Annotated in this window: 2 protein-coding genes (1 of these 2 running past the window's edge); both read right to left on the reverse strand. The window is 63.1% G+C overall.

Annotated features, from left to right (window positions below; translation table 11 throughout):
* A complete protein-coding gene (locus tag RHM62_RS11940; RefSeq protein WP_322122317.1) occupies nucleotides 1–246 on the reverse strand; it encodes a hypothetical protein in 246 nt (81 codons plus the stop codon).
* A protein-coding gene (locus RHM62_RS11945) for a DUF4347 domain-containing protein (protein WP_322122318.1) crosses the window boundary here: on the reverse strand, nucleotides 243–12,785 show its 3' end. 14,292 nt of this gene lie beyond the right edge of the window; the window shows 12,543 of its 26,835 coding nt (coding positions 14,293–26,835); its start codon lies beyond the right edge, outside the window; the stop codon is at nucleotides 243–245. The genes RHM62_RS11940 and RHM62_RS11945 overlap by 4 nt, the downstream gene beginning before the upstream one ends.

Consider the following 12,785-nt stretch of genomic DNA (forward strand, 5'->3'; position numbering starts at 1 on the left):
TCAATTAAAACCGGGCAAGCCGGACCGTAGCGCGGCGTGCTCCTGCAGACCGCGTTCGAGCAGTTGCGCCAGCCGCTTTGCAGTATAGGGCGTGAGCACCACGGCGGGCGCACCATCGCCGTCGAACTGCAGCGTGATCGCGTCCTCCGTGCCGCGCACTGCGCAGGAGGGCGCCATCGCCGCCGGCAGCTCGCGCTCGTCCCACTGCGGCACCAGCGCGATGCTCATCGGCAGGTCCCGGCTCATGCCGTGGTCTCCGGTTCCCGATCGGTCAGGCTGTCACCCCAGTCGATCGCCACCGCACGACGGGCCGGTGCGGCGGCCTGCAACTCGACAATCGCCACACCGGCGAGGTCGTGGCTGGCGGCGGCAAGCGGTGCCGTCGCGCTCGCGACCTGCGGCCCGGCTTGCTGCAAGTCCAGACGCACGCCGGTGCGACCGGCAACGGCGGTGGCGAGCCACTTGCCGCTGCGCGCATCGAACTGGCGCGCGACACCGGAGCGCGCCTGCAGAGCTTGCGCGCCGACCAGTCCGGCAAGGGCGATGTTGAGTTCGCCACTGCTTTCCTGCGCGGTGACCGGTGCCGCTGGTGCCACTGGTACCACCGGTGCCTCCGGTGTGACAGGTGCCGCACAAGGCACCACCAGCTCGCCATCAGCAGCAACAGGATTCGCGGGAACACAGTCCGGATCGGCTTGCGGCCGGGCCGGACCGGCACCGGTTGCCGGACCGGTATCAAAATCGCCCGGCTGTGCCGGTGCGACCGCGGCCACGGCCTGCATCTCGCCGCCACGGCTATGCGTGACCACGGTTACCGGCTGCGTGCTGGCATCGACCACGGCGGCTTTATATCCCGGTGCGGCGATGCTGGCCAGCAGCTGCTCCATACGTCGCGCTGCCGCCAGCATGCCGGGCCGGCTGGTGTCGCGGGTATCGCTCGCCGGCGGTGCAGCGGCAAACACCACGTCTTGGGCACTGGCGATCAAGTCAGGCGAATTGGTGGCCGAACCGAAGCGCACCAGCGACACGGCCCTGCCATCGATGAAGGTGATCGCACCGTAATCGCCGACCATCACGTCCTGCGTGAACAGGCCGTACAGCAAGTCGTTGCCGACGCCGCCGAACAGCACGCTCAGGCCGCTGCCGCCATGCAGGATGTCATCGCCGCCTTCGTACAGGTCGATGGTCTGGGCCAGGCGCAGCACGCCGGCGACATACGTCACCTGCGCGTTGTCGCCGATGACGATGTTGGTGCCGTCACTGCCGAACAGTTCATCGTTGCCATTGCCGCCCAGCAGAACATCGTCGCCGATGCCGCTGCGACCGATGTCGTTACCGCCTATAGTCGGGCTGATCGTGATGAGTTCGATCAGGTCGCCGTTGGCGGCCAGCGTGACCTGGCCGTTGTCACCAAAAATCACGTTGCCGCCATCGCCCGCCACCAGCGTGTCGTCGCCGGCACCGCCAACCAGTACGTTGCGGCCTGCGCCGGCCCGCAGCGCGTCATTGCCGCCTGTGCCGGTATCGGTACTGACAATCAGCGTGACCACGCCGGCATCGTTGCTGACGATTCTGCCGTTGTCGCCGAACGCGATATCGCGACCATTGCCCAGCGTGATGCGGTCATTGCCGATGCCGCCGAGCGCGACCTTGTCGCCATCGCCGGCGACAATGACATCGTCGCCACCGCTGCCGGCGGTATCGGTCGCCGACACAATCAGCGTGGCGATCCCGGCCGCATTGAAGACGATGCGACCGTTATCACCGAACAGCACGTCGCGGCCGTTGCCGGCCATGATGCTGTCGTTGCCCAGACCACCGAAAATGACGTGGTCGCCATTGCCGGCACGGATGGTGTCATTGCCGCCTATGCCCTCAAAATAATCCGCTGACTGGATCAGCAAAGTCGTCACGCCAGCCGCATCGAGCGTGATGCTGCCGTTATCGCCCAGCACCGTCGCCTTGCCATTGCCCAGCGTGATGCGGTCGTTGCCGGTGCCGCCGAGGACGGACTTGCTGCCGTCGGCGGCGATGATGACATCGGCACCGCCACTGCTGTTGGTACCGGAAAAAGTAGCGATCAGCACCGGCACACCAGCCGCATTGAGCACCACCCGGCCATCGTCGCCGAACAACACGTCGGTGCCATTGGCGGTAGTGATGCTGTCGCTGCCGAAGCCGCCGAAGATGATGTGATCGCCATCGCCGGTGACGATGGTGTCGTCGCCGCCCAGGCCTTCCAGGAAGCCGCTGGTCATCACCAGCAAGGGTTGCACGCCAACCGCATCGAGCGTGATGCTGCCGTTATCTCCCAGCACGATCGCATTGCCGGACCCCAGCGTGATGGCATCGCTGCCGACGCCGCCGAAGACGCGCTTGGTGCCGCTCTGAGTGACGATGGTGTCGTTGCCGCCGGTGCCGTTACTGGTATCGGTGGTGGCAAGCAGGATGGCTTTGCCGGTAATGCCGAAGCCGACGCTGCCGTTGTCGCCGAAGACGATGTCGTCACCGCGATCGCTGTAGATCGTGTCGGCACCGACCCCGCCGAACAGCAGGTTGCTGCCGTCATGCGCGGTGATGCTGTCGTTACCGCCAACCGTGAAGTCGCGTGTCGAGACGTTCACCATCAACTGCGCGGCAGCGTCGAACTGCACCGTGCCGTTGTCGCCGAGGACGATGTTGTTGCCGCTGACTTCGACGGTGTCCGCGCCATTGCCGGCGATGACAATGTTGCGGCCGGACAGGTCGGTGATGACGTCATTACCGCCTGCGGTATCGGCAAAGCTGGTGACCTGCACCACGCTGCCGCTATCGCGCAGGCGGATGGTGCCGGTGATTTGCGTGATGACGCCGTGGTCGCCGAGCAGGATGTCGTTGCCCAGTCCACCGTCGAGGATGTCATTGCCGGTGGCGAGATTGTCGCGGGTGGCCGGTGTGTCGCTGCCGGCAGCAAGGTTGACCACCGAAAGCAGGTCGACCGTAGCCCGGGTCAGGCGCTTTGACACGTCGAGGTTGAAGCCGGCATCGCCATAAATATGGTCGTCGCCGTCACCGCCGAAGATCGTGTCATTGCCGGAGCCGCCGGCCAGCTGGTCATTGCCGCTGCCACCGTAAATCGTGTCATCGCCCTGCCCGCCGTACAGCGTGACGCCGGCCGTGGCATTGCGTGCATCGAGGATGTCATTGCCGCCTGCACTGAACGCGAAGGCGCGGCCGGTGATGGCGCTGGCGGTTGAATTGTAGAAGCTGCCATCCTGACTGGTATCGCCAAATACCACCAGCGGCGCGGCCGCACCACCGCCGCCATTGACGATGAGGGTGTCGTTGCCGGCACCGCCCTGCACCAGGGTCAGCACGTCATTGACGGTGGCATTGACCGTGAAATGGTCATCACCCAGGCCCAGCATCACGTCGACCACTTCGACCCCGTGGAAGGTGATGCCGGCATCGAACCGGCGCAGGTCGGGATTGGCCGGCGTGCCGAGATTGAGCGTCAGGGCGTTGCCCATGCCGAGGCCGCTCAGATTGCCGAAGCTGGCGAGGCTGACATCGGACGCGCCGGCCAGGCCATACAGCGAAGCGATGCCCGAGGCGTTGCCGGCATGGCCGAGCACGCCGGTGTCGTTCGACAGGCTGCCGTCATTGAAGACATTGAGCGTATCGGTGTTGCTGCTCTCGGCCGATGGCAGGCTCAGGACCGGCCGGTTGCCATCGGTTTCGGTCGGCAGCATGATCACGGCCTGCAGCGAGCGATCGCGTCCTTCGATGACGCTGCCTTCGATGAACAGCGGTCCCTGGATACGGCTGACCAGATGCTGCTGGACCGGGAAGGTCTGCACCGTGACATTGCCGACCGCGCTGGCCGCAGCCGGATTAGCCGCGACCCTGACCGTGAACGGGATGTTCCAGTTAGCCGCCGTGAAGGTTACGGACGGCACGCCATTGACCAGCGCAAAGCGGTCATCGAGGGCGCGGTTGTTGACGAAGTCCGACAGCGTGGTCTTGCCGTCCGACAGCAGCTGCACCGTGACCGGCGCAGCAGGTTGTTTCGACAGGCTGATGGTGTAGCTGTCGTCGGCAGTGGCCGAGACCAGCGTGCTGCCATCGCTCTGCGTGACGAGCAGACTGCCGATGTCGTTGTCGCGAATATCGACTGTCAGGTCTTGTGCCGACACGCTGGCATAGGCCTGGCCGTTGCCGCCATCGATGCTGCTGATGGTGTGGGTGATGACGCGCGAGGTGCGGTTTTCAGGGACGCTGTCATCGACGGCGGTGAGCTTGACGATGAAGTCCTGATTCCAGTTACCGGCATCGAAAGTGATGGTGCCGAGGGCGACATTGATGCGGCCGGCTTGCGCCGGATTGTCGGCGGCGATCAGCAATTGCGCAGCATCGAACTGCAGCGCGACCGTGACAATTTCGCCGGCCAGTGGCGCTTTGGTCAGCGACAGCGCATAGGTATCGCTGCTGCCGCCTTCGACGACCTGCGTGGCTCCGTCGGTCTGGCGCACGATCAGGCCGGCCATGTCGTCGTCGACCACATGCACTTGCACGCTGGCGATGGCGAGGTGATTGAAGGCGGCATTGCTACTCAGGACCGAGTGGCTGACCAGGGCGATCCGTTCGCCTTCGGCAGCGCTATCGCCGACGGCGCGCACATAAATCTTTTGCTGGCGGCCCCAGGCGTTCGCGCCGCTGCCGGCGCTGGAATCAAAGGTCAGCACCAGTGCTTGCGTGTAGGTGATGCCATCGACAGAGACTTCGATGCTGGCACCGCCGATTGCGCGGTCCTTGCTGCTGGCCTGCGTGGCCGAGACGGTCAGGTAAGCCAGCGTGCCGGTGACCGGTGGCGGCACGTTCATGCCGATGGAATACCACTCGGTGTCGCTGCCGTTCAGGCCGTTTTCGACCAGTTGCAGGTCGCCCTTGTTTTGCTGGCTGATGCCGATGGTGCCGGCACTTTGTCCTGCCACATTGAGCTTGATGCCGTCGGCATAGATACCGTTATAGGCCGGATCGCTGCTGCTCAGCGCGTGGTTGACAAAGCCGCTGCCGCCTTCGACTTCGCTGGCCACGATGGTGGCAGTGACGTCGCCGCCGATGTCGATGGTGTCATTGCCCAGCCCGCCGATGAGGGTTGTGACCACGCCGGCGGAGGTGCCCAGCACAAAGAAATGGTCATCGCCTTCGAGTCCGTCGACTTCGAGTTTTTCGGTATTGCTGAAGTCGACATTGAGGCCTGCACCCTGCACGCCGCGTTCGGTGATGACGAAGTTATCCGCCAGTTCGGTACCGAGCACGACCACCGAATCGACGCCGCTGCCGCCGTCGATGCTGACCGGGGCGTTGATGTTGTATTCGATATGGTCGTCGCCGCTGCCGCCGCTGACCAGGGTGTTGGCTACCGACAGGCTGCCGGCACCGTCCTTGATCGCAAAGGCGCGCACGATGAACTGGTCGTTGCCGTCTTCGCCAAACAGTTTCAGTGGTGCCTTGTTGCTGTAGACCGAGAAGCTGTCATCGCCATCGCCGCCGAACACAGTGGTGGCAAAACTGATGCCGCGCGTCAGGAAACCGAGCGTGGTTTCGATGGTGCCGACTTCATCGCCGGCGGCGACTTGCGGCGCGACGCGGTCCTTGCCGAATACCTGGCCGAACTGGAAGGTGTCGGCACCACTGCCGCCATCGAGCGTGGTCAGCGTGGCATTGTCATCGACGTAGAACGCGTCGTTGCCGTCGAGCCCATTGACCAGCAGTCGGCCATTGATGGTGTCGTTGTAGTTGATCCGTTCGACCAGCGGGCTGCCGGTATGCAGCAGTGCGACAAAATTGGCGCGCAGCAGGAACAGGTCGGCTTGCGCGGTGCCGTTGATGGTCAGCTGATCGGCACCATCGTCGGGCGCGCCGCTGTCATTGACGTTGATGATGAGGTCGGCATTGCCATTGACATCGACCGTGAACAGGTCGGTGCCACCGTTGCCATCGAGCCAGACCTGGTCGCGCACACCGCCATGCACCGAGCTGAGCGAGCCCAGATGACTGACCGTGATGCGGTCTTCGCCGGCACCGCCGTTGATGAAGGTATTGGCTGTCAGTGCCAGGTGATAGGTGGCATTGAAGCCCGGTGTGCTGCTGTCCGGATTGAGCGCAATCACGTCGTCGCCGTCATTGCCGGCGATCGTGAAGGTGGTGGCGCTGACCGTGCCCCAGACCTTGATCGTGTCGTTGCCGGCTGCGCCGGAGACGCTGATCAGCGGCGCGCTCAGCGTGCCTTGCAGGGTGATGATGTCGGCCTGCGATTCGCCGAGGATGGTGATGCTCTGCGCCGAGATCACGTTGCCGCTGACGGTGATGGTGCTGCCGGCAGCGTCGATGTTGGGCTGGCCGGTGGCATTGCCATCGCCGTCGCCCTGGTAGTCGCCGGCCAGCGTGATGTCGCCTTGCGCCTGCACCAGCGCACCGGCTTCGATCAGCAAGTCGTCGCCGGCCAGCAGGCGCACCGTCGAACCGGTGCTGCGAATGGTCACGCCGGAAGTGACGATCAGGTTGTCGGCTTTAGCATCGTTCTTGTCATGCGCGACCAGCACGATCTCGCCGCCGGCAATCATGTCGCGGCTGACCGTCAGCGGACTCATCGTAGCAATCCGGATTGATCCGCCGGCGACCAATGCCGCACCGCTGCCGCCATCAATCGTGCTGGCGATCATCGCGCCGGTGTTGGTCAGCCAGGTGCTGCCCCGTGTCGACTGACCCTGCAGCGTGCCGACGGCAGTTTGCAGGATGTTGTTGGCGGCACCGATATCGTTTTTGGCGAACAGGTAGGTTTTGCCGCCGGTGACATTGCCACCCGCCAGAGCGCTGCTACGACCATTGAGGATGCTGCCGTCGGGCGCGGCAATGAAGGCCGTGTAGCTGTTGCCGGTGCCGACCTGGTTGATCAGCAGGTCGCCGGTCAGTTCGATCAGGTGAGTGCCGAGCGCGCTGTCCGAGGTCAGCGTGCCGCTGCTGCCGGCGTAACTGGTGTCGATATCGACGTCATTGCCGGATGCACCGATGGCACCGAAGTCGGTCGCCAGCGTGATGTTGCGGGCGCGGATATCGACACCCGGACGCGATGGCAAATTACTGCCGTCGTTGCCGGCGTCGACAATCGACACATGCGCGCGCAGGCTGACGTCGCCTGTGTCGGACGTGATGCCATTGAGGTTCATGTCGCCCAATGTCTCGTGCAGCCAGATGCTGCTGACGGCATGCGCGGTGATGGTGCCGGTGCTGCTGAGGTCGGTTTCGAGCACGTTGCCGGCGCTGCCGATGGTGCCGCCGGCTTGCAGTTCGATGCGCTTGCCGGCGATCTTCGGCGTGTCGCTGTTGGCGATGCCGTCGAGGAGGGAGCCGGCCGATGTCAGGTGCACGATGCCCTGCACCGACGAGACACCTTCGACCAGCATGTCGCCGCTGGTTTCGCTGATGGTCAAGTCGTATAGGGCGCGCGCGGTCAGCGTCGCGTTGGTTCTCAGGTCCAGCGTGAACGGTGTCGCCACGCTGCCGATCGCACCGCGTCCGGCTTCCAGAATCAGGTTGCCGCTGACGACATTGACGCCGCTGGTGGCGGCATTGACGATGCCGTTCTTGCCTTTGATGCGGGCATCGGTGGCGGCGACGATGTGCTCGATATTGAGCGTCAGGGCCGAGCTGCCGGAACCCAGATACACGCTGCTGGTGTCGGAGGTGACATTGATCTTGCCGCTGGCGTCGACATTGATGTCGTCGCGCTGGTCGATCATCACTGCGGTGATGGCCGGTCCGGATGAACGGCCAGGGTCGAGCACGATCGGCGTGATCTTGACGGTCCGGCCGAATTCGGTGAACAGCGCGACGTTCGCGGCCAGCGTGATGGTGCTGGTGTAACGACTGCCATCGAAGGTTTCGGTGTAGCCGCTGACCTGATAGGCCACGCCCTTGGCGGTGACGTTGTTGCTGGCACCGGCGATCTGGATATGCATGCCGACCTGCAGGCCGGTAGGCGTCGCACTGCTAAAGCTGATGGTATCGCCGGCCGCGCCGTTGTCATGAAAATCCGCATCGGCCGTGATCACTGCACCGGCCAGATAGGTCACGTCGATGCGGTCGGCTGCCGCGAATGCCAGTTGCTCTTCATCGCTCAGGACCCGCTTGGTGCCGTCGGTCGGCAATACGATCAGAACCGGCTGGCCGGTGCTGCCGACGGACTTGCTGGCCCACAGCGTCACGTTGTGACCGGCGATGTTAGGCGCTTCGATATTGATCTGCGTATCGGCCACCGGCTTGAGCAGGCCGGCGCTCATGGTGTTGAGCAATTCCTCCTGTGTCCAGATCTTGATGCTGCCTTTGAGCGCATCGATCTCCAGCCTGTTAGCCGCGGTGTCGAAGTTGTGTTTTGCGTTGAAGGCGATCTCCTTCGTGCTCCGATACAACCCGTCAAGGCGCGCATAATCCGCCGCGATCTGGTTGTTGAGCGTGGTGATGCCGGCCGTATCGTAGTTCAGCGTAGTGCGGTAATAAACTTCCTGTTCGGCCGTCATCGTCGGCACGGTCTTGCTGCCGATGAGCTGGTTGCGGTAGTCCCAGTAAGTGCGATATTCCTGCACTTTGGCGGCCTCGAACGCTTTGACGGTTTCGGTGACCTTGTCGGCGGCATCGGTGCCGGTCAGGCGCAAATCTTTCCAGACGCCTTCGAGTAATTCCTTGACCGTGCGCTCGTCGCGCTGCTGGATGTTGTTGGCATCGATCAGTGCGCCGTCATTGACGCGGATTGAAATCGTGCCGGTTTCCGAGGTCGAGACGATGCTGTTGACACGCAGGTTGCCAGTGGGCGCGACCAGATAAATGTCATCCGCCGCCAGGGCGCTGACGCTGTTGTTGAGCGCCGTGCCGGCATACAGCGTGATGGCCTGGCCGGCCTTGCCGATGCTGCCGCTGGCTGCATTAAGGCTGATCGAGCCGCCGGCCTGGCTGGCCTTGCCGATCGCGCTGGAGGCATTTTTGGCGACGATCGAACCCTGTGCGGTGAGCGTCACATCCTGCCCGGCGGCGGCGACGATGGTGGCAATCGTCAGGTCGCCGATGATCTCGTTGATCTGGATCTTGCCGTTGACCGAAGTGGCCGTCAGGCCCGGGGTCGAGGCGACCAGCGCCCACTTGCTGGTGTCGTTGTAATTCTGTGCCGACAAGTCCATCTTGGCGGGCGTACCGGTGTAGCTGTAGACCGCACCCGCCTTGCCGTAGCCGGGCGTGTAGTCGTTACCGATCAGCACACGCTGACCGTGGATCACCGGACTGCTGTTGGTGGCGATGTAATTGAAGCTGTTCGGACTGGCCGATGTGCCGGCTCCGGCCAGCACCCATTTCGCGGCATTGGCAAAATTCTGCACACCCAGTTCGACCGAGGCCGCGCTGCCGGTGTAGACATACACCTTGCCGGCGACGCCGCCACCCAGATAGCCGGCACCGATCTTGACTTGCGTGCCGGTGACCAGTGCGGTCAGTCCGCCGCCGGTGGTGAAGTCATGCACTGGCGTGTCGACCAGGTCGACGTTGAGGCCGATGGTCGGTATCAGCGCATTGCTGGTCTGTAGCAGGCCGATGCTGCCGTTGGCAGTGAGCACGATGTTGACGCCGCTGATGTAGGCGTTGTCGGTCAGTTGCTCGATGCCTTTTCCGGCGATCAGCGTGGTGGTGCCGGTGCTGTTGAGGATAGGCCCCTTCAGCAGGATCGCGCCCAGCGACTTCACTGTCACATTGCTGCTCGAACTGCCAATGAATTCAATGCCGATGACATGCGACGCATTGATCGAGTTGGTATGGGTATCGGTGAATTTCTGCTCGTTGACGAACGTAGTCCACTGGGTTTCCTTGCCATACCAGGTACTGGTGGTGTGCTGGTCGGTCTGGTAGTTCTCCGAGGTCGGATCATTGAGGCGGTTGTACGAATACAGGTAGTCGACACCGGCTATGCTCGCGTCGGGCTCGACGTAGTAGTAGGCTGCATCGCCGACCAGCGTCGGCGTGCCCAGCGCTTCGGTATTTTGCCATTCGATGGTGCTCGGATCCTTGGCGAAGGCATCGATGCCCAGCCATGAGCTACTACCAAATGTCGCGGTTTTGCGCTCTGCGGCCCGCTGTGCTACTGCCCAGCCATAGCGCTGTCCGGTCAACGGATCGTAGTTGGACAAATCACCGACGGTCGAAAATACCGGTGCCGTCCCGCCGCCGGTATCGACGGTTTTGGTGACGACATCGCCGGCCTTCTGGTACAGCGTGGCGGTGAAGGCGCTACCGGCGGAGGTCTTCGAACGATCAACGATCAACAAGGTGCCGATGCCGCGTTGCGAGGCATCGATCCGTTTGATCTCCATGTCATAGCCGGTCTGGTTATCGATGGTGACGTTGGCGTAACCGCCCAGCACATTGATCTTGCCGGTACCGGTATTGGTGATGTGGCCATCGAGTTCGATAAAGCCGCCGCTGATACGCACTTCCTCGACCTGGATGTGGCCGGTGGCATTGTTGTAATAGACCGTGAAGTCGGCAGTCGACACCGACGCCAGCTTGACCAGCCCGCCGATCCGCTTGGCGAAGTCGATCTCAAGGGCGGCCGTCGTACCGATGGTCAGCGTGTAATCGGCACGACCGCTCTGCATCACACCGTTGAGGTTGATGTACTGCGCATTGACGTGGATGCGGTCAGCGATCAGGGTGATGGCGTTGGCATTGGCGAGTTCCTGCGCAGCGATCTTGGCCTTTTCTGCGACGATACCAGTGACACCGGCACCGGGCCCCGTGGAGCCAGGGCTATTGCCCATCGCCAGGTTGCTGACAGTTTTCCAGGTGCCGTAGGCTTCGCCGCCGAGCGAGTAAGACGTCACGCCATCGATGTAGAAATTGCCGCCGGCGATGATCGCCATGTTCTTTGCGCGCACTTGCGCGGTGATCCGGATATCGCCCTTGCCGCCGGTGATTTCCAGCCGCAGGCTGCCGGACAGGTTGCTGATGGCACCGATGACGGTGATGTCCGGGGTCGGATCGTTGACCGTGGCACTGAAGGTATTGCGCACGATAATGGCCGGTGCGGCGCTGGTGCCAGGCTGGGTGATGCCGGCGAAATACGCTACCGTGCCGTCCTGATTGAATCCGGTCAGGTCGGCATTGTTATTGACCAGCACGCCGTTCATGTACAAGCCGCCGTTGGTATCAGGAATCGTGATGCCTTCGAGCTTCAGGAAGGCTTTTGAATTGTTGATGATGGTCACCGTGGCATCGCCCGGCGTATCGAAGATACCGCTGCCCTTGAGGACATCAGCGCGGATATCGATCAGGCCGGCCTGCGCCCAGATCGGATTGACGTAGACCGTCAGCACGGTTTTGCGGATCTCGGCACCGGCAACGATGGTGCCATCGGCGGTGGTGCGCGTTGCACCGAGCAAGCCATCAGCGGCCAGTGCCGCGCGGATGCGCGTGATTTCATTGGTATAAAACGTGATCAGCGTGTTATTGCCCGACGAGGCGTAATTATTGAGCTGCGCTTGCGCATTGACCAGTTGCTTGGACAGGTCGCTTTGCAAGTCTTCCTGCACCACGCTGTAGCTGATGCCACCGGTTCGGGTGGCGGCCTGCAACGCATCGGCCGGGCTTGCGCCGGCGCTGCTGGTCTTGTCGTTCAGTATCAGTGTCTGGTTGCGGGCGATACCGGTGCGTATCGTGCCATCCATCGTGACGGTGCCGATCGCGTCGCTCGACAGCGATCCGCTGAACGATTCCGAACCGTTGATCGCGTCGGCAATCGCACTGGCCCAGTTGGTGGCCTTGGCGCGACTGGTCATGTTGGCATAGCCGAGGCGCTCGGCATGCAGCTTGGCGTCGCGCGCGGTTTCGAGAATCGCGCCGGCGGCGACCGTGATGTTATTGACCTGGGCCAGCGTGGCGGTCGAATCCACAAAGTTGATCGGAATGGCGCTACCGGCAAAGGTATCGGTGCGGGCGTTGAGCGTGTACTGGTCGCGGTCAAACGTGATGCTGGTGCCGGCCGAAATATTGAGGTTGCCATCGGCATGCACGACGGCATTGGCATCGATCAGGATCTCGTTGACGGGCCGGATATCGACCACGGTCTTGGCGACTGCGACGGTGGCGACACCGTAGGTTTCGGCCGAGACAGTGGCCGAGCCGGTGCCCTGCCCGCGTGCCGACAGATTGACCGTGCCCACGCCGGTCAGCGCTGCGCCCTGGCCGATATGGACCCGCGCGACATCGCTGAGCGTCCTGATGGTCGAGAACGCGCCGGCACCGGCCAGCGCGCCGCCGGTGGTCAGCGAGACCTTGTCGTAGACGACCAGATCATTGAGCGCGGCAAGATGCAAATCGCCGGCGGTCGCAGCCAGTCCGCGCACGTTGAGCAGCGCATTGGCACCGACATTGACGACGGTATTGAGCGTCATCAGCACGCTGCTGGTAGCCCCTGCCGCTGACGCCAGACCACCGGTGACGCCGATGATATTGGCGCTTTGCTGATAGGCCTTGAGGACATGGCTGGTCGCATCGATGGCGATCTCTTTGGCATGCACGATGACATTGGCGCCGACACCGGCCGTGGTGCTGGCAGTAACGACATGATTGGCCACCGCACCGGCACCGGCAATGACGCCGCCGGCGATGGCTTTCTGGTTGCTGTTGAACGCGGCCATGTGATCGGCCGACATGGTCAGTTTGCCGGTGCCGTCGAGGATGCCGATGGCGCTCCAGTACCTGGT

This window comes from Actimicrobium sp. CCC2.4 (assembly GCF_034347385.1).
Classification (GTDB): Bacteria; Pseudomonadota; Gammaproteobacteria; order Burkholderiales; family Burkholderiaceae_D; genus Actimicrobium.